Origin of the sequence: Algibacter sp. (genome assembly GCF_029245835.1) — a bacterium.
GTDB lineage: Bacteria > Bacteroidota > Bacteroidia > Flavobacteriales > Flavobacteriaceae > Algibacter_B.
The window spans coordinates 42341-63695 of the sequence record NZ_JAQWOO010000045.1; the positions used below are offsets into that span (position 1 = coordinate 42341).

The 21355-nt window shown below is 32.8% G+C and carries 24 protein-coding genes, 2 tRNA genes and 1 pseudogene; 17 read left to right on the forward strand and 10 right to left on the reverse strand.

Features of this window, described 5'->3' with window-relative positions; all coding sequences use genetic code 11:
- Positions 1–17: 17 nt before the first annotated feature.
- Positions 18–1274, forward strand: a complete 1257-nt coding sequence (locus P8K68_RS07525) for a tetratricopeptide repeat protein (protein WP_300249092.1) — start codon at positions 18–20, stop codon at positions 1272–1274.
- A gap of 47 nt (positions 1275–1321) precedes the next feature.
- Here the strand turns inward: P8K68_RS07525 and P8K68_RS07530 are convergent, their stop codons facing one another.
- Together P8K68_RS07530 and P8K68_RS07535 are read right to left on the reverse strand one after the other, a co-directional pair.
- Positions 1322–2071: a C40 family peptidase gene (locus tag P8K68_RS07530; RefSeq protein ID WP_300249094.1), complete on the reverse strand. Its 750-nt coding sequence runs from the start codon at positions 2069–2071 to the stop codon at positions 1322–1324.
- A gap of 9 nt (positions 2072–2080) precedes the next feature.
- Complete coding sequence (locus P8K68_RS07535) at positions 2081–3259, reverse strand: acetyl-CoA C-acyltransferase (protein ID WP_300249096.1); 1179 nt, start codon at positions 3257–3259, stop codon at positions 2081–2083.
- A 359-nt stretch (positions 3260–3618) separates the two neighbouring features.
- Between P8K68_RS07535 and P8K68_RS07540 the strand changes: the two genes are divergently transcribed.
- From P8K68_RS07540 to P8K68_RS07555, 4 genes are all read left to right on the forward strand, one after another.
- Positions 3619–5673: an HDIG domain-containing metalloprotein gene (locus P8K68_RS07540; RefSeq protein ID WP_300249097.1), complete on the forward strand. Its 2055-nt coding sequence runs from the start codon at positions 3619–3621 to the stop codon at positions 5671–5673.
- Between the two features lie 90 nt (positions 5674–5763).
- Positions 5764–5851, forward strand: a tRNA-Ser gene (locus P8K68_RS07545).
- Between the two features lie 31 nt (positions 5852–5882).
- A tRNA-Pro gene (locus P8K68_RS07550) sits at positions 5883–5957 on the forward strand.
- 228 nt (positions 5958–6185) lie between these two features.
- Positions 6186–6599 carry an Arm DNA-binding domain-containing protein gene (locus P8K68_RS07555; RefSeq protein WP_300249099.1) on the forward strand — a complete coding sequence of 138 codons (414 nt, stop codon included), beginning with the start codon at positions 6186–6188 and terminating at the stop codon, positions 6597–6599.
- Here the strand turns inward: P8K68_RS07555 and P8K68_RS07560 are convergent.
- The 4 genes from P8K68_RS07560 to P8K68_RS07580 form a co-directional block, all read right to left on the reverse strand.
- Complete coding sequence (locus P8K68_RS07560) at positions 6583–7536, reverse strand: transposase (protein ID WP_300249249.1); 954 nt, start codon at positions 7534–7536, stop codon at positions 6583–6585. The two genes, P8K68_RS07555 and P8K68_RS07560, sit on opposite strands and share 17 nt — an antisense overlap.
- Before the next feature lie 649 nt (positions 7537–8185).
- Positions 8186–8818 (reverse strand): hypothetical protein, encoded by a 633-nt coding sequence (locus P8K68_RS07570; protein WP_300249101.1) that lies wholly within the window; start codon positions 8816–8818, stop codon positions 8186–8188.
- Positions 8819–9006: 188 nt separating this feature from the next.
- A complete protein-coding gene (locus P8K68_RS07575) occupies positions 9007–9297 on the reverse strand; it encodes a hypothetical protein (RefSeq protein WP_300249103.1) in 291 nt (96 codons plus the stop codon).
- Complete coding sequence (locus tag P8K68_RS07580; protein WP_300249105.1) at positions 9278–10171, reverse strand: universal stress protein; 894 nt, start codon at positions 10169–10171, stop codon at positions 9278–9280. Before P8K68_RS07580 ends, P8K68_RS07575 begins: the two co-directional genes overlap by 20 nt.
- 161 nt (positions 10172–10332) lie before the next feature.
- Between P8K68_RS07580 and P8K68_RS07585 the strand changes: the two genes are divergently transcribed.
- The 5 genes from P8K68_RS07585 to P8K68_RS07605 are packed head-to-tail and all read left to right on the forward strand — an operon-like array spanning position 10333 to position 14152.
- The gene (locus P8K68_RS07585) at positions 10333–11550 is read left to right on the forward strand and encodes an efflux RND transporter periplasmic adaptor subunit (protein WP_300249107.1); all 1218 of its coding nucleotides are present in this window, start codon (positions 10333–10335) and stop codon (positions 11548–11550) included.
- 6 nt (positions 11551–11556) lie between these two features.
- Positions 11557–12300, forward strand: coding sequence for an ABC transporter ATP-binding protein (locus P8K68_RS07590; RefSeq protein WP_300249109.1), 744 nt, complete (start codon positions 11557–11559; stop codon positions 12298–12300).
- 12 nt (positions 12301–12312) lie between these two features.
- Positions 12313–13530: an ABC transporter permease gene (locus P8K68_RS07595; protein WP_300249111.1), complete on the forward strand. Its 1218-nt coding sequence runs from the start codon at positions 12313–12315 to the stop codon at positions 13528–13530.
- A gap of 18 nt (positions 13531–13548) precedes the next feature.
- Positions 13549–13767: a hypothetical protein gene (locus P8K68_RS07600; protein WP_300249113.1), complete on the forward strand. Its 219-nt coding sequence runs from the start codon at positions 13549–13551 to the stop codon at positions 13765–13767.
- Between the two features lie 19 nt (positions 13768–13786).
- Positions 13787–14152, forward strand: a complete 366-nt coding sequence (locus tag P8K68_RS07605; protein WP_300249115.1) for a hypothetical protein — start codon at positions 13787–13789, stop codon at positions 14150–14152.
- Between the two features lie 8 nt (positions 14153–14160).
- On the opposite strand, the gene P8K68_RS07610 is transcribed toward P8K68_RS07605, so the two are convergent.
- The gene (locus tag P8K68_RS07610; RefSeq protein ID WP_300249117.1) at positions 14161–14643 is read right to left on the reverse strand and encodes a DinB family protein; all 483 of its coding nucleotides are present in this window, start codon (positions 14641–14643) and stop codon (positions 14161–14163) included.
- Between the two features lie 141 nt (positions 14644–14784).
- Between P8K68_RS07610 and P8K68_RS07615 the strand changes: the two genes are divergently transcribed.
- The gene (locus P8K68_RS07615; RefSeq protein WP_300249119.1) at positions 14785–15615 is read left to right on the forward strand and encodes a 5'-nucleotidase, lipoprotein e(P4) family; all 831 of its coding nucleotides are present in this window, start codon (positions 14785–14787) and stop codon (positions 15613–15615) included.
- Between the two features lie 39 nt (positions 15616–15654).
- On the opposite strand, the gene P8K68_RS07620 is transcribed toward P8K68_RS07615, so the two are convergent.
- Together P8K68_RS07620 and P8K68_RS07625 are read right to left on the reverse strand one after the other, a co-directional pair.
- On the reverse strand, positions 15655–16149 hold the full coding sequence (locus P8K68_RS07620; protein WP_300249120.1) for a hypothetical protein: 495 nt from the start codon (positions 16147–16149) through the stop codon (positions 15655–15657).
- Between the two features lie 49 nt (positions 16150–16198).
- Positions 16199–16603, reverse strand: coding sequence for a hypothetical protein (locus tag P8K68_RS07625; RefSeq protein WP_300249123.1), 405 nt, complete (start codon positions 16601–16603; stop codon positions 16199–16201).
- A 133-nt stretch (positions 16604–16736) separates the two neighbouring features.
- Between P8K68_RS07625 and P8K68_RS07630 the strand changes: the two genes are divergently transcribed.
- From P8K68_RS07630 to P8K68_RS07645, 4 genes and pseudogenes are all read left to right on the forward strand, one after another.
- Positions 16737–17087 (forward strand): carboxymuconolactone decarboxylase family protein, encoded by a 351-nt coding sequence (locus tag P8K68_RS07630; protein WP_300249126.1) that lies wholly within the window; start codon positions 16737–16739, stop codon positions 17085–17087.
- 16 nt (positions 17088–17103) lie between these two features.
- Positions 17104–17490, forward strand: a complete 387-nt coding sequence (locus P8K68_RS07635; RefSeq protein ID WP_300249128.1) for a hypothetical protein — start codon at positions 17104–17106, stop codon at positions 17488–17490.
- 238 nt (positions 17491–17728) lie between these two features.
- A pseudogene (locus P8K68_RS07640) lies at positions 17729–18739 on the forward strand (AI-2E family transporter); the annotation flags it as partial.
- A 555-nt stretch (positions 18740–19294) separates the two neighbouring features.
- The gene (locus tag P8K68_RS07645) at positions 19295–19552 is read left to right on the forward strand and encodes an OmpA family protein (RefSeq protein ID WP_300249129.1); all 258 of its coding nucleotides are present in this window, start codon (positions 19295–19297) and stop codon (positions 19550–19552) included.
- A 214-nt stretch (positions 19553–19766) separates the two neighbouring features.
- On the opposite strand, the gene P8K68_RS07650 is transcribed toward P8K68_RS07645, so the two are convergent.
- Positions 19767–20219, reverse strand: coding sequence for a DUF2267 domain-containing protein (locus P8K68_RS07650; protein ID WP_300249130.1), 453 nt, complete (start codon positions 20217–20219; stop codon positions 19767–19769).
- A 160-nt stretch (positions 20220–20379) separates the two neighbouring features.
- On the opposite strand from P8K68_RS07650, the gene P8K68_RS07655 reads away from it, so the two are divergent.
- Complete coding sequence (locus tag P8K68_RS07655; protein ID WP_300249132.1) at positions 20380–21144, forward strand: exodeoxyribonuclease III; 765 nt, start codon at positions 20380–20382, stop codon at positions 21142–21144.
- Between the two features lie 72 nt (positions 21145–21216).
- A complete protein-coding gene (locus tag P8K68_RS07660; RefSeq protein ID WP_300249134.1) occupies positions 21217–21345 on the forward strand; it encodes a hypothetical protein in 129 nt (42 codons plus the stop codon).
- Positions 21346–21355: the final 10 nt, after the last annotated feature.

Sequence of the window (21355 nt, forward strand, 5' to 3'; positions counted from 1 at the left end):
ACTTAATATTATTTAAAATGAAAAAACAATTAATCATAGCTTTAGCCTTTTCAATAAGTGCATTTTCATTTGCACAGAAGAAGGAATTGAAAACAGTTGAGAAAGCTATTAAAAGCAACAATTTTGCAGAAGCTAAAGCAGGTATTAATCAAGCAGAAGGACTCCTATCTGTCATGGACGAAAAATCTAAAGCAAAATTTTATTATTTAAAGGCGCAAGCCTTGTATGCAAACGGAAAAGGTTCTGATGCTGATATTTCAACAATATTAGAAAGCTTTGCTAAAGCTGAAAGTAACTATGGTTCTGAAATTACCGCTTTAAAGCAAACCATTTCTAACGGATTGTTAACTAAAGGAAATGCTGCTTACGAAAAAAATGATTACTCTAATGCTTCTAAGTATTTTGAAAAGTCATACAGAGTTACTGAAAGAGATACTTTATTTCTTTATTATGCTGCAGCTACTGCTGTGAATGTAAAGGAATATGATAGAGCTTTAGTATTATACGAAGAGCTTAAGAATTTAGGATATACAGGTATTGTAAAACAGTATTTTGCAACAAATGTAGAAACAGGAAAAGAAGAGGTTTTAGACAAAAACACTCGTGATTTATATGTAAAAGGTAAAAGTCACATAAAACCAGGAGAACGTTTAACAGATTCTAAAAAACCAGAAATAGTTAAAAATGTAGCATTAATTTATGTTAGTAAAGGAGATAATGAAAAGGCTATAGCTGCCATGCAGGAAGCAAGAGCAGAAAGTCCAGATGATATTAATTTAATTCTTTCTGAGGCTAACGTTCATTATAAAATGGGTAATACAGAGGAGTTTAAAAGCCTTTTGCAAAAAGCGACAGAAATGGATCCTACTAATCCTGAGTTACAATATAATTTGGGAGTTATTGCAGCAGAGTCAGGTCAACCAGTAGAGGCAAAAGCCCATTATGAAAAAGCTATTGAGTTAGATCCTAATTATGTTAATGCATATATAAATATATCGGCACTTGTACTAGGAAGAGAGCAGCCACTTATTGAGGAAATGAATGGTTTAGGAACTTCTAAAGCTGACGATATGCGTTATGATGAATTAAGAGAAGAACGACAAAATTTATATAAGGAAGCTATTCCATTTTTATCTAAGGCCTTAGAAATAGATACGAAAAACTTGAGTGCTGCAAAAACATTAATGAATATATATAGCATTTTAGGTGAATCAGAAAAACAAAAAGAAATTAAAGCAACAGTCGATGCTCTTGAGGCTGCTGGTGGAAACTAGATATTATTAAAAGTGATATAAAAAATGCCGCTAATTAGCGGCATTTTTTATATCACTTTTTTAATAACACGCAGTTTATGTGTGTGTATGTTTTTATCCACATTATAAATTCCAGAATGGTCTAAACGATCTATTCTAACTTTACCATGAGCATGAATAATATAGTTGTCTTTCATGATGATGCCTACATGAATAATAGCACCTTCATTATTATCAAAAAAAGCTAAATCACCAGGTTCGCTTTCTTCAATAAAACTTAAGGCCTCTCCTTGCGTAGCTTGTTGTGACGCATCGCGTAATAATTTGTAGCCATTTAATTTGTAAACCATTTGTGTAAAACCAGAGCAATCAATCCCAAATGGTGTTTTTCCTCCCCACAAATATGGTGAACTTAAATAAGTAAATGCCGTTCGAACAATATTGGATTTATCATTTTTGTCAGCAATATAATTACCGTCATATTTATGGTTTAAAAGAGAAAGACCGTTTAAGCTAGACCCAATAGTAATTGGGAATATTTGTTTGTTGTTATCTTCAATAAACTCTACCAAGTCTGTAGATAATTTTGGTGTTTCTTTATTGAGGGATTTATATTGGTCTTCAGATATTTCAACATATTGTTTGTTATCTATCCAGCCTTCGTATTTATCAAAAGCTAATCTAATTCTAATCCATTGCTTGCGTTGTTCTAAAATTTTAAAAAAGTCACCATATATCACTTGTGAAACTAATTCACTAGTGTCTGCAGGTTCATCTCGAAGCGGAACAATGCTTAAATTACATATACCGTATTGCATTAAATACTTTTAGTTACGTTCTATAATCATTGCTGATGCTCCTCCACCGCCATTGCAAATTGCGGCAGCACCAATTTTAGCGTCATTTTGTTCCAAAATGCTTAATAAAGTAATCAAAATTCTAACGCCAGAGCATCCAAGGGGATGACCAAGAGAAACCGCACCGCCATTAACATTAACGTTTTTATCAGTAAGACCTAAAATTTTCATATTCGCTAAACCTACAACAGCAAAAGCTTCATTAAATTCAAAAAAGTCTACATCTTGTATCTTAATTCCAGCTTTATCAATTGCCTTTGGTAAGGCTTTAGCAGGAGCCGTTGTAAACCATTCAGGTTCATGTGCAGCATCTGCATAACTTTTTATCGTTGCCAGGGGTTTTAAACCTAGTTCTTCAGCCTTTTCTTTACTCATTAAAACCATCGCACCTGCACCATCATTTATCGTTGAAGCATTTGCAGCAGTTACTGTACCGTCCTTAGTGAACGCAGGGCGTAATTGCGGAATTTTATCCATTCTAACATTGGTGAATTCCTCATCTTTATCCACCATTATAGGTTCTCCACGACGCTGAGGTACTTCAACAGAAACGACCTCATTGTTAAATTTACCAGTTTTCCAAGCTGCAGCTGATCGTTCATAAGATTGAATCGCATAATTATCTTGCTCTTCTCTAGAAAATTCATATTTAGTTGCGCAGGCATCGGCACATACACCCATAGCGTTTTGATCATAAGCATCAACTAAACCATCTTTCTGCATGCCATCAACTAATGTCGTTGGTCCAAATTTCGTTGCATTTCTGGCATATAGATAGTGTGGTATAAGGCTCATGTTTTCCATACCTCCCGCAACAACAATATTAGTATCGCCTAAAGCGATGGATTGAGCTGCTTGCATAACGGTTTTCATACCCGAAGCGCAAACTTTATTTATTGTTGTGCAAGGCACCGTATTTGGTATGTCAGCATAAATAGCAGCTTGTCTTGCTGGAGCCTGTCCTGTGCCAGCTTGCACTACATTACCCATTAATACTTCTTCAACTAACTCAGGTTTTAAATTTATTTTATCTAAAGCACCTTTTATTGCAATAGCACCTAGCTTAGGAGCAGGAATTGTTGATAGCGTTCCTAGAAAACTTCCAATTGGAGTTCTTGCTGCGGAAACAATAACGACTTCTCTATTCATCAATATAACGTTTTAGTTTAGTTATTGAACTTACCTCATTTTTAAATAAGTTACTTTTTGCAATATAGTTTTGCTTTTTTTTTGATACAACTTATGTTCTATTGAAAAAAAACATGTCATTACAGTGCGAAAAAATAAACTTTTCGGTACAATAGAAAAAAATAAGATTTGTTCATTGCGAAAATAATGATTTTTTAGTAGAAATTTAAAAGATTAGATGTTTATAAAAAAATGGTAAAAGCTTATAAATTTATTACATTTGATACCTAGATGAAACATCCATAACTAAAATTTAATATTTAACGAAATGATTATATGGGTGTTACATGTGACAAGTAAAAAGGAATGAATATTAACACATGAAAGACTTCATAAATAAATTATATAAAAACCATTCCTTAATATATAAGGCGTTATTATTTATATGTACAACCTTCTTAATTGTTTATTTATTTCCAAAAAGTGGAAAGTTTAAATATAATTTTGAAAAAGGTAAACCATGGCAATCTGAAAGTTTACAAGCACCTTTTGATTTTGCTATTAAAAAAACAGATGAAGAAATAGCATCAGAAAAAAAGAGCATTATCAATAATGCAATATTGTATTTTGATATAGATAATTCTATACAACCAAAAGTTAACGATGCGTTTAAAGAACAGTTTAAAGCTATATTTTCTGATAGTTTACCAAATAGTGTCTCAAATAAATTATTCAAAACAGGAGAACGTATTGTTTCAGAATTATACAAATATGGTATTTTAAGTGAAGTCCACGATTTTTCTAAAGATAGATCTATTGTAATTCTTGATGGAAGGGAAAGAAAATACGATGGTTTTTATTCAGACTTAGTTAAGCAAGACGAAATTACAGCCATTATAGAAAGTGTATTAGCTAAAAATAATCTATCAAATTTTAAAACAGACTTTGTAGCGCTTTGTTTTGATTTGATTGAGCCAAATATAGTATTTAATAAAACACTTACAGATAAAGCCATACAAGATGAACTAAGTAGAATTTCTTTTACCAGAGGAAGTATCGCTAAAGAAACCTTAATAGTATCTAAAGGTGAGGTTGTTGAAGGAGATAAGTATCAAGCGCTAAAATCTTTGCAGTCTGAATACGAATCTCAAGTTTGGAATGATGCAAATTATAATTGGGTATTATTTGCATATACCTTGTTGGTTGCATTAGCATTGTTAATGTTGCTCTTGTTTTTAAGAAAGTATAGGTCAGAGGTTTTTGAGAATAACACAAAAGTCACTTTTATATTTTTTAATATTTCATTAATGATATTCATTACAACACTTGTAGTGAATTATGATGCTAAATACATATATATTGTTCCAATTTGTATATTGCCTCTAGTTTTTAAGGCGTTTTTTGATGCACGTCTAGGTCTGTTTGCACATGTTCTTACGGTACTTTTATTAGGCTTTATAGTGCCTAATAGTTATGAGTATATGTTTTTGCAAATAATAGCTGGTATAGTAACTATTCTAACAGTTTCAGAGTTATATAAACGTGCTAATTTGTTTATTTCTGTTGGGCAGATAACGCTCATTTATATTATTGCCTATTTTGCATTTTTTGTAATTCATGAAGGCAGTGTAGAAACATTTAAATGGGAAACGTTTATCTGGTTTATTTTATGTGGATTAGCTACCTTGTTTGTTCAGCCTTTAATATATGCTTATGAAAAGCTTTTTGGATTAGTTTCTGATGTTTCACTTTTAGAGTTGTCAGATACCAATACCAAGTTGCTTAAAGAGTTATCCAATAAGGCACCAGGAACCTTTCATCATTCTTTAAACGTGGCGAATTTAGCCGAAGCTTCCGCAAATGAAATAGGAGCAAATGCTATGTTGGTTAGGGTGGGTGCTTTGTACCATGATATTGGTAAAATGAAGAATCCTACATATTATACCGAAAATCAATCTACAGGTATCAATCCGCATGATGAGTTATCTTCAAAAGAAAGCGCAAGAATAATTACAGATCATGTTATTAATGGTATCGAAATTGCAAGAAAAAATAATTTACCAGATCGTGTTATAGATTTTATTAGAACCCACCACGGAACGAGTGTAGTCTATTATTTTTATATGCAAGAGAAAAAGGATTTTCCTGAAAATGAAGTAGATAAATTAGATTTTAGTTACCCAGGACCAAAGCCATTTAGTAAAGAAACCGCTATTTTAATGATGTGTGATAGTATTGAAGCAGCATCAAAAAGTTTAAAAGAACCCACATCTACTAAAATTGAAGCTTTTGTTGAAAACATTATAAATAAACAAATAGAAGAAGGGCAATTTTTAAATGCGAATATTACTTTTAAAGAAATTCAATCAATAAAAAAAGTGCTAAAACACAAGCTTGCAAATATTTATCATTTACGAATTGAATACCCAGAATAAAATCAAAAAAAATACTTGTATGCTTTAAGATGAAAAGCTACATTTGCATCCGCATTTAAATATAAGTGCGATGTTCATATTAAAACAATTGGAGAGGTGCCTGAGTGGCCGAAAGGAACGGTTTGCTAAATCGTCGTACCCCAAAAGGGTACCCGGGGTTCGAATCCCCGTCTCTCCGCAAATAATTGTAATACAATTGATAACCAAATCGGGGTGTAGCGTAGCCCGGTTATCGCGCCGCGTTTGGGACGCGGAGGTCGCAGGTTCGAATCCTGCCACCCCGACGAACCTAGTAATAGGTTAAATCAAAACACTGTTAATCTTATGATTATCAGTGTTTTTTTGTTTTTACACATTTTATTTGCTATCAAATAAAGGTAACTAAAACCGTAAAAAAGGTGTGCAATTAGGTGTGCAATCATTCACCAGAATTTTAGTAACTTTAAAGAGCTTTTGAGACATGATTTGACTTTCGTCTATACAAATTAATGTTTAACAAAAAGTCATTTAAAATGAAAACAAGAAGTACATTCACAGTTATTTTCTTTACAAGAAAATCAAGAAGCACCCCCAATCAAATTTCTATTTATGTTCGTATTACTGTAAACGGCAAACGCTCAGAAATAAGTTTAAAACGAAGTATTGATCAAAACCAGTGGGACAGTACCAAAAATAGAGGTAGGGGGCAATCAGAAAGGATAAAAGTTTTAAACGCCTATTTGGATGGTGTTTATAATAAGCTGCTCCAATGTCACAAAGAACTGTTAGAAGAAGACAAGATAGTATCTGCCGATGCTATAAAGTCCAGATATTTAGGAGAAGACGATACCAGCAAAACCTTAAAAGAATTGATTGCTTATCATAACGGAAATATGATGGATCAAGTCAAAAAGTTGTGGGATTTCAGGATTAAGCAAAAATTGTAGTTAATCTATACAGGAAAAAATTCACGTTCCTGACTCCCCTGAACTGCGCTCTAAAAGCTTTAATCTTAGCATTGAAAGATTCCGCAGAAGCATTTGTACTTCTGTTATCGAAGTAGTTAAGTATATTTTTATAGTGTACAGACATTGTTCTAGCAATGGTATTAAAACTTTTAAAGGCTGCTTGCCTTACTTTTTTATCCCATTTGGCCAATCGCACCAGAGCTGAAGTTTTATCATCTGTATTGTTAAATATCCAAGATAGGTTTTGGCATAATTTATATGCTTTTTCTATATCAGGATAGTGGTTAAAGAGTATTTCTGCTCTTTTAGATTGGTTTTCAGTCCATTTGTTGCTTGGTTTATAGAGCAGGTACCTACTTCTTGCCAGTAATTGTTTTAGTGTATCTCCGTTGGGTAATATTTCTGGTATGTGTTTTAGATTTTTACTTCTAGCATTTTCTATGGCATTATTTTCAAAATCGATGGCTTCCCATCTGTGTTTGATTCTTATTTCCTGCAAGGCGTCCAAAGCTAATTTCTGAACGTGAAAACGGTCTATGACCAAGGAGGCGTTTGGGAATGATTTTTTAACAATAAGCCCCATGTTTCCTGCCATGTCCAGAGTCACTTCTTCAACGTTATTTCTTCGCTTTACAGGAATTTTATGGAGTATTTTTATAACCGTTTCAGCTTTGGTCCCTTTAATCATGGCCACTATCGCACCTTTCTTTCCTTTAGCACCTTTATTGGTGACAATAGTATATAGTTCGCCGTTGCAAAAAGCGGTTTCGTCAAGCGACAGATGGCTTCCTATGTTTTCGGCAAACAACAGCCAATCCTGTGCATGCTCTTTTTGATCCCATGATTTAAAATCGCTCAGGTAATCTTTGTACTGCCGCTGTAGTTTCTTGCCGTTAACACCATAGAAAAACCCTATGGTATGGCAGTCGGAAGCCCTAGTGTTGACTAATATCTTTTAAAAAAGCAGCGAATCCGGTGGTCATCCGCGTTCCCTGTGATACTAAATTCCAATCTCTCTGGACAACTTCATTTGTTGCTTTATCTAGCCACCTGCGGCGTTTTATATGGAGGTAAACATTTTTACCTCGTATAGGGAAGTCTTGAACTGTTGCCTCGGGAAAGAAGCCTTTAGAATGGAGTTTTGTTCCATTAAACTCTTCGGGAATCATGTTTAGTTCTGTAAAATAAAAATGTAGTGCTTATCCTTTAACTTCGTGCTTGGTTAAATCAAAATACCTGACAAGTATTTCTGGAAGTAATAAATTAGCTATGGCTAATAGTGAATCTGATGACATTGAATTTTTTCATTCAAAGATCTTCCTTTTTTAGATACTCCACAACTTTTTGACTTGATTCATGTAAATATGGTATCTATAAAAACTATTCAGAAATAATTTGTTTTTGTATAAGGCTCATAACCTTAAGGACACTGGTTCGAGTTCAGTTCCGACTAATAAATTTAAAGTTATAATCTAAAAAAAACATCCCTTTTTTATGAAATAATTTCAATTTCACAATATCGACAAAGCCTATAGTTTATTATAAAATTTAATTGGAATAGTATATTACTTTGAAGCAATAAAACCTTCTGATTCTAAAGATTTTACAATGGCGCTCACATAGTCCTGAACAGTAGTATTTATACTTTCAGGGTCTACAATATTATAAGAAGCCACCCAAACTAATGATTTGTCATCATCAATTTTGAGGTCATATAATGTAGCTTCGATATTATAGACGTTGTATTGGTTATAATAGCCTTCTATAAAATAAACGTCTTGGTACAAATAGTAATAGCGCCCCCAGGGTCTCCAATAATAATCTCTAAAATATGTATCACCAGAGTAATTGGTTTTTTCATCAATACCTTTTACAGCAGAAATTAAAACCGAATCAAAACCGTCATTTTTTATGCGTTTCATTTCTTTCTGGATATCTTCTTCCGTCTGTTTTAAACTAGTAAAAGTGGGCTCGAACACATCATAACTTTCTACGGCTTCAACACCTCTATTCTGAAGTTCAATTTTTAACTGTTCTTCAAATTTTTTACGAGCTGTGAGGTTTTCGGTAATACCAATTATCATTACTTTTTGAGGTTTGTAATAGTTATAATGGCTACTACGCCAACTATCTGCCATTTTTACTGATGAGCAACTATATATAATTACAATTACTAAAAGATAAACTAAATGTTTCATAATAAGTCTTTTATTAGAACTATGAAATTACTTGATTAATAATGTGTTGCCAATGACCTTAATCAGTTTGAAAAAGGTTTACAAAAAAAAGCTTTCATTATTATTTAGATATCCATAAAAAATGAAACAAGCCAAAGTGTTTTATAAATATGCTTATTAAACAGTTTTTATGAGCTTATTATCAAAACTTAATTCAATAAAAAATCTGGACAAAAAATTGGAATAACAAAAAACACAAACAGTAAAAATAATACAGCCCAAAGCATCCACATTAAAAGTGGATAGGCAATGAGATCACCCTTGGATTTAGGACGTAACGAATGTGCAATTAAGCCATGTATCCCGAAACTTAATATTAGAAAAGTAATACTTGATGAAATAATTAAGAAACTATTGGTATGTGTTTCTCGAATAGTATATAGATAAATGCCTATAAGTATTGAAATTGCAATGACTATTTTAAATATTCTTCTGCTCATAATACATGTTATTAAATTTCTCTAAAATTAATTCGTTAAAACTTAATAAAGGAACCCTTCCATAAATTTCCATGCGTTTTACAAAATCTCTATGAAACCATTTTTTCTTAATGCCTTTTTCTTTTCTTTCTAACATGGCTACTAAATCAGCATCTATATCACCTAAATAGATTTTAAGTGAATCAAAAGTAGCTACGGAAAGTAGAACTTCAACGCTTAATTTATTATATTCAACCTGTTCTTCAAGCATTTTTTTGAAACCTTTCTCCTTTATCTTAAAAGCGTCTTCATTTTGCGTATGTATATGTAATGCTTTAATTTCTGCATTAAGAGGTTTGGCTATTTTAACGAGTTTCTTAATAGCTTCAATATCTTCATCTTCAAAATCCGTGGCATATACTATGGTTTTTATTTGATTATAGCTTGCATCTTCTGGGATCGCCAATACTGGACAAGGTGATGTATCAATAAGATGCCTAGTGGTATTTCCCATTAATAATTCTCTTAATGCACTACCTCCTTTCATTCCTGTTACCAATAGAAATACATGTGCTTCCTTAACGCTAGAAATAATGCCATGCACTACTGATTTGTTTTCAATAGCTTCAATATCAATATTTAAGTCATCCAAATCTGCTTTCAAGATTCTGGTACAAAATTTTTTAAGTTTTGAATGGTGTTTTTTATAAGCATCACCTTCAATATCTGGAAAGGCATCTTCTGCTTTTAAACTCAAATTATCTAATAGCGTAGGATAATCAAATACATGAACCACTTTTAAGGTCGTACCAATTTCTAAGCTTAATGAATGGGCATATTTTAACGCAGCTTCAGAATTTTTAGAATAGTCTGTTGCACAAAGAATTGTTTTCATCTTTTTTTATTGTTCGTAATGTTTATAGACAAATTTAAACGTCAAATACCTAGTGATAAATGACCTGGGTCATATTCACACTGTTTTATTACTGACCGATATCATTGGCACTTTAAATACTTCATTATAATTTTGATACGTTAAGCACACTTTATAACAAAATGAAAAAATCTACACGAATTATAATTGCTTTAATAGCAATAGCACTAATTGGTTATTTCATCATAAAACCAAAACTAAATAGCAAAAAGTTAGATTATACTTATACCATTATTGAAAAAGGAAACATTGAGGCAGATATATCCAGTACAGGCACTGTTGAAGCTATAAACACCGTTGAAGTTGGTACCCAAATTTCAGGAACTATTAAAAAAATTTATGTCGATTATAATGATAACGTAAAAGCTGGACAGCTTTTGGCAGAAATGGATCTCAAATTACTTAATGCCAGCTTAAGCAGTGCGCAAGCCAATTTAGCAGTAAGTCAGGCACAATTAAATCAGGCAAAAGACACATACGACAGAAACACTATTTTGTTTGAAAAAGGCGTGATTTCAGAGCAAGAATATCTCAATTCCAAATACACCTATAATCAAATTGAGAGTGCAAAAAAAGCAGCTCTAGCAGCTGTACAAAACACAAAAGTCAATATTGGCTTTGCACACATTACATCGCCAATAAGCGGAACCATTACAGAACGAAGTGTTGAAGAGGGACAAACCGTGGCAGCTTCTTTTGCTACACCTACTATGTTTATCATAGCCGAAGATTTATCTAAAATGCAAATTCTTGCTGATGTGGACGAAAGCGATATTGGCTATATAAAAGACGGTATGCAAGTACGTTTTAAAGTACAGACCTATCCTGAAAAAGAGTTTTATGGTACTGTAAGTCAAATCCGGTTGCAGCCCATTGAAATAAATAATGTAGTTAATTACCAAGTTGTTGTGGATGTTGATAATAAGAAAGAATTGCTGTTACCTGGAATGACTGCCAATCTTGAGTTCATTACAGATACAGCCAAAAATGTATTGCTTATTAATAATTCGGCATTACGTTTTAGACCTAATGAAGCAATGTTGAAAGAAATTAAGCCTGTTTTGGAAGAAAAAGCTAATAACATGTTGCCCGATTCACTAAAACAAAAATTCAATACTGCTATTAACAATGAGGAAACTTATACACCAGTTAGTTTTAAGAAAAACCTGCCTTCTAATATAGATGGTTTCTTTTTTAAAAATGAAAGCGGAAAATTAGATTTTAAATTTATTGAAATAGGTGTCAAGACAGGTTTACAATCTGAAATTAAAAGATTTCTTGATGGCTCAGAATTAGCAGAAAGTATGAAAGTCATCAATGGCATTAAATCAAAAAATTAAAATGAGATGCCTACAAAAAAAGTTATAGAAACCAAAAAAGTAAGCCGTGTGTTTAGAAATGGTGATATAGAAGTACATGCGCTTACAGATGTTGATTTGATTATTGAGGAAGGAGAATTTGTAGCCCTTATGGGAGCCTCTGGTTCAGGAAAATCTACTTTTCTAAATATTTTGGGTTGTCTAGACCAACCAACTTCTGGCGAATATTACTTAGATAATGTACACGTTAATAAATTGGACAAAAACCAGTTGGCAGATATCCGAAATCAAAAAATAGGCTTTATTTTTCAAAGTTATAATTTATTGTCGCGAACAACCGCATTAGAAAATGTGGAGTTGCCACTTGTCTATGATAGAACAGGTAGGTTTTCAAACTCAAAAGAAATAGCAATAAAAGCCTTAGGGCAAGTAGGACTACAAGATCGTATTTATCATAAAACTAATGAGCTTTCGGGCGGACAACAACAACGTGTAGCTATTGCAAGAGCCTTGGTCAACGACCCAACGCTTATCTTATCCGATGAAGCTACAGGAAATTTAGACAGTAAAGCCAGTATAGACATAGCTGATCTATTTGTACGATTAAACAATAAAGGAAAAACCATAGTAATGATTACTCACGAACCCGAAATTGCACAGTTCGCTAAACGTATGATTTATATGCGCGATGGTCGTATTCTAACCGATGAAATCATCAAAGATCGCAGCACTAAAGAAAGTGCTTTAAAAGATTTAGAACTAACAAGTTGATAAAACGAATACATGAAGCAATTTCTAAAAATATTCAAGGTCGCTTTTCAGGCCATCAACAAAAATAGAACTCGCAGTATTCTTACTATGTTGGGCATTATTATTGGCGTTGCTGCAGTTATTATGACGATTTCGGCAGGCGAAGGAGCAACTCAACAAGTTCAAGATCAAATATCAGGATTAGGAACTAATTTATTGATGATAAGTACAAAAGAAGAGCATAGAGGCGGTATAAATGTTAGAATGGGCAGACCAATAGAGAAAAAGGATTTAGATATTTTACAAAAAAGCTCTGTTTGGATGTCCAAAATTTCTCCTTTGGTAGCTATTGGCGCACAGGTTATTGGCGCTGCTGGTTATGTTTCAACAACGGTTTACGGTGTCTCTAATCAATATTTTGATATTTTAAGTCGGGAAATAGTTTCAGGAAATGCATTTACAGCAGAGGACGTTACAACCGCTAGAAAATTCTGCGTTATAGGCGAAACTATAAGAGAAGAAATTTTCCCAGGGCAAGACCCTATAGGCAGACAAATACGAATAAATAAAGTCCCTTTTACAGTAGTTGGTTTATTAAAGGAAGAAGGCGAAGGCACAATGGGACAAGACCAAGACGATATTGTTATAGCACCTTATACAACGGTTCAAAACAGGTTATTTGGCCATCGTAGAGGGTACAATATGATAATGGCTAGTGCTTTGAGTGAAGACCATATTTTGGACGCTGAAATTGAAGCTACCGAGCTATTGCGAGAATCACATAGAATATTAGACCAAGATGAAGATGATTTTGAAATTACTACACAAATTGAGTTGCAGGAAATTACTGGAAATGTAACGGGAATATTAACAATAATATTGGGTGCCATAGCTAGTATTTCATTAATTGTAGGCGGTATTGGCATCATGAATATCATGCTAGTTTCGGTAACAGAACGTACCCGAGAAATTGGCACGCGTTTAGCAATTGGAGCCAGAGAAAGTGATATTCTAACCCAATTTTTAATTGAAGCTATTGTGTTGAGTTTAACAGGTGGTATTTTGGGTATTATTCTTGGAATTATAGGAAATCAAATTATATTCAAAGCAACTGGATTTTACATACCAACAGTTGCCTACTCTGTATTGATTGGCTTTGGGTTCGCTGTATTAGTAGGTGTGGTTTTTGGTTATTTCCCTGCGCGAAAAGCTGCGAAACTAAACCCTATTGATGCCTTGAGATATGAATAAATTAAAGAAAATTACGATATGAAAAATTTAAGAAAACTATTAACTGAAATCACTCAACTCACCACTAACATAGAGACCAATTACCCAGAACTATATCGCTCTTTGGACGAGAACCCATTAACCATTCCTAAAACAGATCATCCAAATGTAGATAAACAAGTCATGGAAGAGTATTTGGAGAGTTTAAAGCAACTGCTCAAACATCATTTGGAAACACATAATAATAAAAACACTTAATTCATTAAAATAAATAATTATGGGAGAAATTGCTACTTCAGACAGGCAGATTACTATATTTTATCATTCTAAATCGGTTAGGGCAAAACAAACATTAGCGTATGCAAAAGCCGAAGGTTTACCAATACTAGACATTGATATTTTAAAAACGCCACTTACAGGTACACAAATAACAGAACTAGCAGATCGCTTAAATATTGAGATAAAAGACTTGGTAAATCAGGATCATCCTGCTTATGTCTCACATTTTGAGCATCATGATTTTTCTGAAAGAGATTGGATAAAAATGATACAACATAATCCTGAGATCATGAAACAGCCTATAGCGTTGCGCGGTGATGTTACTATTTTGGTAGAAACACCAACCGATATTATTAAGATTTAGAAAGCACATTAAATTTTAGCAGATTCGCCTTTTAATACTTTCAAATAAGTAGCTATTTGTCCTCTGTGATAGGTTTCATGTTCTAGTACATGATGCATTATAAACCACCAAAATGTCATTTCTTCGCCTTTTGTATTACGAACCAAATCTTTAATGGTTATAGCATTAAATTCTGAAATTATAATATTTCTTTTTTCGCCATTCGCCTTTAAGGTTTCAATCAAGGACTTGTATATGGTTTCATCAACATTAAAGTGAGGTTCTTCAGAACCCATTTCCCATTTGAAGGTTCTTTTATTGGTTGTTGAAAGACTAAAGAATATGTTGTCCACATCAATGATATGTTGTACCAAGTGAGCAAAACTCATAGCCGTATTGTTTAATCGCCAGTTTATAAACCCCTCAGGAACTTCTTCAAGCCTTTTAAGGGTTAGTCGTCTTATTTCGGAAGATAATGCCGCAAGTTGGTCAAATGTATTATTTGGTTTCATATGATGTTCATTTTAGAATTATTTCAAGGTAAAAAACCTGATTTTTTTTAACAATGACTCAAGTCAGTTTTGTAATCTATGACTAAGGTCATTTTATAAAAAATGCTGTCTCAGTACATTTGATATATATTGTATAAAACTATGAGAGTTAATCTTCTAATTGCCGTTTTCAGCTTTACATTGCTTACAGGATGTAAAACGCAAGTCACAACAATTAATAAGGAGAAATCCAAAACCGAAACGATTGCTATTCCTATTAAAGAATATTCCATATTGGCAGTACTTTGGCAACAACATGCAGCGGAATATCGTGCATTAACGTATCAGGCTTTCAACACAGCAAAGCTTCAATTAGATGATATTCTGGCCAACAAAACAAAAATTGAAAAACCACTCGCTATCGTAACCGATATTGACGAAACCGTATTAAACAATAGCCCTTACAACGGTAAGCTGATTGAACGCAATGAAGACTATTCTGAAACAAGTTGGATAGCATGGGGAAAAGAAAAGAAAGCAAAAGCAGTTCCAGGTTCTCTCCACTTTTTTCAATATGCACAAGATAAAAATGTGGAAGTGTTCTATCTATCCAATCGATTATCAGTTCAAACAAGTGAAACTCTTGAAAACCTTAAGCAGTTGGGGTTTCCTTTTGCGGACGAAAACCATATTTTATTAAGAACTGATGAAGGCGGAAAAGAAACAAGACGAAAAAAAATACAACGATCTCACGATATTGTAATGCTGATTGGCGATAATCTTTCTGATTTTTCTGAAGTATTTGATGGCCAACCTACAAAAGTAAGAAATCGTAAAGCAGATAGTTTAAAAACCTATTTTGGAAACAAGTATATCGTATTGCCCAATGCCATGTATGGCGATTGGGAAACCAAAGGCATTTTAGAAGGAAAGTATTATTGGACAAATTTTCAAAAAGACTCCATTCGCCATAGTAAAGTAATAAATTATTAGGACTATTACTTTCCCCAAAACACAAATTAGAATATACTTTTAGTCCATTTCTTTGGATTCTAATAATCCTGGATGAAATCGTTTTAAGAACAAATTACGAGTTGAGTCCATGTGCTTAATCATGCTCTCTAATTCGGAATGCTGATTTTGCCAGTTTCTGAAAAAATAATCATCTTCAAAAAAATCATTCATAAAAAGTGAGTCGTGTTTAGGGAAATATGAAAAGTCCTGGTTCCATGTATTAGGCATGTTATCTCCTAAGTAACGTTGGAAAGAGTCCATGATGCTATCTAAATTTACCCGTAGAGAGTCTCCTTTGATATCTGAATACGACCAAGAATAAATAGAATCATATTTAATTAGATTTCCAAACTCATCATATTCTTTGCGAACATCCCATTTTTCTTTAGGCTTTACAGCTGTATGATCTTGAGCAATTTCATAACTATCAATTTCTGGAACTTCTTTCTCTTTAACTTGATGATTACAGCCTATAAACATCAATACTAACAATAAGATTATACTACGTTTCATTTTTTATATATTTTATAATTAGACAATGGCAAGCGATTCATTTTAAGGCTTAATTTCTTCTGCTTTTAGAGCTACTTCTAGAACTGCTTTGTCTTCTAGATGTACTACTGCGACTAGTGTTGTTTTCGCGATGATATCCTGAAATATTATCATCTCTGTAACCTTTTATGCGCACAAATCTGCTTCGTCTTAAATCAATACCATTATATCGCTGTGGTAAAACCCTGACTCTTACCCATGCACCATTATTCAAATAGAGATAATTGCGTAATGATAAATCGTAATAAATCATGTATTCGGGAAAATAAACATACCGTACAGCTTCAACTCTATTGGGGTAAAACCAAGGTGGTGGTGGCACATCAGGTCTAGAAGAAATTACGACAGGACCACAACTCTCTAGTGTTAGAAAACTCATTAAGAGCATAATAATAACATAGCCTTTGTTTTTCATGACGCATTTATTTAGTACAAATCTTATCACAAAGAAAACAAAGAACAACCTGTACCAAAATGACTTGGGTCATTTTGAGAGCTCTTTTTTTAAAATACTTTTGAATCAACATTAACACTCAAATTTTTATATCATGATAAAAGATCATTCTAAAAAATACAACGACCTCACAAAATCAATGCGCGAATTAGGTGATAAAATCCCAGAGACAATGAACAGTTTTAATGCATTGCATAAAGCAGGTATTGCAGAAGGCGCATTAACTTCAAAAACAAAAGAACTCATTGCTTTGGGAATAGCAATCACGGTAAGATGTGATGGTTGTATTGCATTTCATGTACACGATGCACTTAAAGCTGGTGCTTCGTCGCAAGAGATTTTAGAAACTATTGGTGTTGCTGTACTTATGGGTGGCGGACCAGCCGTTGTGTACGGTTCTGAAGCCATGGAAGCTTTAGAGCAATTTGCAGTTTTAGAAGATTAAATAAAAAACAAATATCATGGAAACACAAGTTTTATACAATTCAGACTTACATTTTGAGCATGTACAATGGAATCGTGAACTCTCGTTTTGGGAAGACGAGTTAAAATCTTTCAATAAAAGATTAGAGGAATTAGTTACGCGTTGGACTGATAAAAAAGTACTAGCCAAATTAGAACATTATCAAAACGAATTTATACTGCATGACAAAAGAATAGATGAACTGCAAGAAGCCATTGAAGTTCATGAAACACAAATGGCTGGTTTAAATTTAGAAGGTAAAGATGCACTTGATACTACTTTGGTAAAAAAACATCTTGAATTTCGAAATAAAATGGAAACGCAGAGGCAAATCTATTCAGATTTAAAAAAAGAATTTTTCCGATTTCTTTCAAAATATATGTAGTTGCTTTGCTTGTTCCTATTGGCTTTAAACTTCCTTATCAAGGGGCGCTTATAAGTTTCTAAACTGATATAGATCATTGTCAATTCATTAAGGTTAATTTAATATTGGACTCTATGAAAAAATACACTTTAAATTTACCTAACATATTTTATTTCTTGAGCATAATAGCTTTAGGCATTTACTTGATAATAGTGGGCAAAGTAATTCTTGCACCTATTATTTTTAGTTTTTTTTTGCTTTAATGTTAAAGCCTATAGTTGATTTTTTTCAAGGCAAACTGCGCAACAAAATAGTTGCTATCTTCGCTGCGTATCTTACAGTTGTATTACCGTTGCTAGCACTGATTTTATTTTTCATCAATCAGTCTTCAGCTTTGTTTAGCGATTTGCCATCTATAAGTGTAAAACTAACTACCATTGCCAATCAATTAGTGGATTGGTTCAATCAAAAATTTGCACTAGAGGCTCAATCTTCCTCAACTTGGTTGTCAGAAAATTTTAAATCCATACTAGATCTCACTATGGGTTTCCTGCAAGAAAGTTTTCAATCTGGCACCACTCTTATAGCCAATTTTATCTTAATAATTGTGATTACGTACTTTCTGTTATTGTATAAAACAGCCTTTAAAAACTTTGCTATTTCACAAGCAAAACCAAAACACAGGGAAACACTAAACCATCTTTTTAACCAGATTCAAAAACTAACTAAACGCTATATGATAGGTCAAGGTATTATGGTCATTATCCTAGGGACTTTAATAGGATTGGGACTGTGGGCTATTGGTGTTCCTCATCCTTTTTTTTGGGGATTTTTAGCTGGTTTTCTAGAGGTTATTCCTTACGTAGGCACAACCATAGGCGGTATTTTGCCATTCACCTATATGCTAATGGTTGGCAATACACTTTGGCAACCATGGGCAGTAGTGATACTTTATATTATAATACAACAAATAGAGGGGAATTTAATTTCACCAAATGTTATGGGTTCCAGTATTAAGGTAAATCCGCTGTTTATTATTGTTGGTCTTTTTTTAGGAGGCATAATTTGGGGCATTTCGGGTATGATTTTAGCATTGCCCATACTAGCAATTTCAAAAGAAGTTTTTAGAAGTTTTAATGCATTAGTGCCAATAAGTTACCTCATGGAAGATGGTCTTACTAGAAATGAAACTCTATTTCTAGAGAAATTTGACCATGCAAAACATCGCTTCTTAAGCCTTTTTTTTGAAGACAAACACGATGAAAATTAAACAAAGTATCCAAATCGTATTTTAATTTGGGCGTGACCACAAGGGTCGTGCTTTCCATTGCAATTCCTCGCTCTTCCTTGCAGTCAGGCTGTGGGATTTCCATTGCAATCACTCACGCAAAAAACACTCCTATTCAGCTTTTGAATAAAATTTAAAATTTATCGTAAACCATTCAATTTCATACTTACCCAAGTCATTTACCTTTTTACGGCATATATCTAGTTTTGAAATGCCTTTAAAATGATTTAAATCTTAAAATCTTATAAGCATGAAAAAGTCAATTTTTTATCCATTGGTTTTACTATTTTTTTAAAGCACCAATACCAATTTTTTAGAGCGATTATCAGACTTATCCGTAGTCAGTATATCTGGTGCCTAAAACATCACAAAATCTTTGGAAGCGCTCAATCAACAAAATAAATACATTAAGGCTTTAACCAGTTTCATGCAACGTAAAAATTCCTTGAACTTGGTATTGGTAACGAACCTTAAACGGTCTTTAGATTATTTTGATGACGAGGACATTAATATTGAAGTAAAAAAGGCGTGGTTTACGTGTCCATTTCAGATAAGATGTTGTTCCGATCTGGTCGTTATAAAATTAACGACAATGCTAAAAACGTTATTGGTAAAATTGCCAAAATTATAAACGATCCTAAGGAATTGGATATTCTGGTTGAAGGTCATACAGATAATGTGCCAAAAACCACCAACGAAACTGCTAGAGGTCGTGCCATAAATGAAATCCTGATATTACCAAAATTAGATCAGTTCTTTGAGCTTTTAGAGACACCTATTTCAAAAAAAAAGTAATTTTTATTCGAAGTGAATTCTATTTTAATTATTTATTAAATACAATCAAAAAACTACAATATTATTCTTCAAATAATTAAATTTTTCAGAAAGAATTTAAATGCCATCAAAAAAAGAAATTTGAACAGACCCAAATCATTTTCTCAATCGTGTATTGTATATACATTTAAAAATAAGTAAAATATCTATTAAAAAAGTTCCTTTAATTATGTAATTAAAACATAATACTATGGTAAACCATATCTTTTAAATCCTTTGGGAGTTCAGATCTTATATCCTCAATTTCACCTAAAGAAATATACTTTCTAAGCTTAATAAATGTTGTGTAAATATAATTTTCGGCCAAATCGTTGTCATACCCAAAATCACTGATCTCAGAGGGAGAATCAAAACTTTTTACTAAATCAATAAAATCGTCCATGGTTTTAACCTTAGTTTTTTTCTGTTTAGGACTCCATCCATTAACATAAACCGCTTTTAAAAACATAGGAAATTGTGCTATGAGCTGTATTGATTCTTCAGTAGAAATTAATTCTCGTAGTCCATGTAATATAGAAGACAATATACGTCCAGCTTTTTCTGTATCGCCATTGAGATTTAATTCTTTAGTATAGTCATTTATAAATTTGTTTGCTTCTTTCGCGAATTGATTGAAATTTAGTGCCATGATATTTTCTTTTTTATGATTAGAATCATTTTAAACAATAAGTATATGACTTAAATTTAGGTTTTATTTTAACCAAGAGAAATGACTTGGGTCATTTTACAATTAATTTTCAAAAACTAAACTAAGAGCGTTTTTTAAATAGATTTTATACTAACTTATTATGAAAATAATATCATGGAACGTTAACGGCATAAGAGCCATTGTAAAAAAAGATTTTTTTCAAGATTTAAAAAAGATGAATCCAGACATCCTTTGTATTCAAGAAACAAAGGCACAAGATGATGCGGTAACTAAAAGTTTATTCCAATTATCAAATTATAATATCTATGTGAATTCGGCAGTTAAAAAAGGCTATTCTGGAACAGTAATTCTTTCAAAAATTAAACCCATTTCCATTGTGTATGGTATGGGTATTCCTAAGCATGATAAAGAAGGACGCATTATTTGTGCTGAATACAAAGACTATTATCTTATTAACGTCTATGTGCCAAATTCTGGTCAACACTTAGAACGGTTGGATTACCGAAAACAATGGGATGAAGATTTTTTGAGGTATTTGCAACATCTTGAAAAGGAAAAACCCTTAATCGTGGCTGGCGATTTTAATGTGGCACATCAAACTATCGATTTAAAAAACGATAAAACAAATTATAACAAAACGGCTGGTTATACCCAAGTAGAAATAGATGGTATGGATAACTTTATCAATGCAGGATTTATAGATGCGTTTAGAGAAATACATTCTAACGCAGAGGCTTACACCTATTGGAGCTACCGTTTTAAAGCAAGAGAGAGAAATATAGGTTGGCGTATTGATTATTTCTTGATGAGTAAATATTTAATAAATAAAATAGAAACCATTAATATTCTATCAGAATACTATGGTTCTGACCATTGTCCAATTGGACTAGAAATTAATTCATAAAACGCGCAAAAATTCATGAAATATTTATACTTTAAGTACCTTTAAAACCATTAAAAAATAGAACTATTTCCCATGGCTAAAAAGAAAATACCAACAGCAAAAAATAAAGAAAAGCCAGTGCCTGCAAAGAAAAATACGGTACCAAAAAATAAAACGAACCCTTTTCTTATTGTAGGTATGGGGCATCTGCTGGTGGTTTAGAGGCTTTTAA

Coding starts and splice junctions, on each gene's coding strand:
- P8K68_RS07620 (WP_300249120.1), bottom strand. CDS start 16,149: ATGAAACGTAGTATAATCTTATTGTTAGTATTGATGTTTATAGGCTGT.
- P8K68_RS07615 (WP_300249119.1), top strand. CDS start 14,785: ATGAGAGTTAATCTTCTAATTGCCGTTTTCAGCTTTACATTGCTTACA.
- P8K68_RS07605 (WP_300249115.1), top strand. CDS start 13,787: ATGGGAGAAATTGCTACTTCAGACAGGCAGATTACTATATTTTATCAT.
- P8K68_RS07530 (WP_300249094.1), bottom strand. CDS start 2,071: ATGCAATACGGTATATGTAATTTAAGCATTGTTCCGCTTCGAGATGAA.
- P8K68_RS07625 (WP_300249123.1), bottom strand. CDS start 16,603: ATGAAAAACAAAGGCTATGTTATTATTATGCTCTTAATGAGTTTTCTA.
- P8K68_RS07655 (WP_300249132.1), top strand. CDS start 20,380: ATGAAAATAATATCATGGAACGTTAACGGCATAAGAGCCATTGTAAAA.
- P8K68_RS07590 (WP_300249109.1), top strand. CDS start 11,557: ATGCCTACAAAAAAAGTTATAGAAACCAAAAAAGTAAGCCGTGTGTTT.
- P8K68_RS07610 (WP_300249117.1), bottom strand. CDS start 14,643: ATGAAACCAAATAATACATTTGACCAACTTGCGGCATTATCTTCCGAA.
- P8K68_RS07535 (WP_300249096.1), bottom strand. CDS start 3,259: ATGAATAGAGAAGTCGTTATTGTTTCCGCAGCAAGAACTCCAATTGGA.
- P8K68_RS07660 (WP_300249134.1), top strand. CDS start 21,217: ATGGCTAAAAAGAAAATACCAACAGCAAAAAATAAAGAAAAGCCAGTG.
- P8K68_RS07555 (WP_300249099.1), top strand. CDS start 6,186: ATGAAAACAAGAAGTACATTCACAGTTATTTTCTTTACAAGAAAATCA.
- P8K68_RS07650 (WP_300249130.1), bottom strand. CDS start 20,219: ATGGCACTAAATTTCAATCAATTCGCGAAAGAAGCAAACAAATTTATA.
- P8K68_RS07595 (WP_300249111.1), top strand. CDS start 12,313: ATGAAGCAATTTCTAAAAATATTCAAGGTCGCTTTTCAGGCCATCAAC.
- P8K68_RS07600 (WP_300249113.1), top strand. CDS start 13,549: ATGAAAAATTTAAGAAAACTATTAACTGAAATCACTCAACTCACCACT.
- P8K68_RS07570 (WP_300249101.1), bottom strand. CDS start 8,818: ATGAAACATTTAGTTTATCTTTTAGTAATTGTAATTATATATAGTTGC.
- P8K68_RS07585 (WP_300249107.1), top strand. CDS start 10,333: ATGAAAAAATCTACACGAATTATAATTGCTTTAATAGCAATAGCACTA.
- P8K68_RS07575 (WP_300249103.1), bottom strand. CDS start 9,297: ATGAGCAGAAGAATATTTAAAATAGTCATTGCAATTTCAATACTTATA.
- P8K68_RS07630 (WP_300249126.1), top strand. CDS start 16,737: ATGATAAAAGATCATTCTAAAAAATACAACGACCTCACAAAATCAATG.
- P8K68_RS07580 (WP_300249105.1), bottom strand. CDS start 10,171: ATGAAAACAATTCTTTGTGCAACAGACTATTCTAAAAATTCTGAAGCT.
- P8K68_RS07635 (WP_300249128.1), top strand. CDS start 17,104: ATGGAAACACAAGTTTTATACAATTCAGACTTACATTTTGAGCATGTA.
- P8K68_RS07525 (WP_300249092.1), top strand. CDS start 18: ATGAAAAAACAATTAATCATAGCTTTAGCCTTTTCAATAAGTGCATTT.
- P8K68_RS07540 (WP_300249097.1), top strand. CDS start 3,619: ATGAAAGACTTCATAAATAAATTATATAAAAACCATTCCTTAATATAT.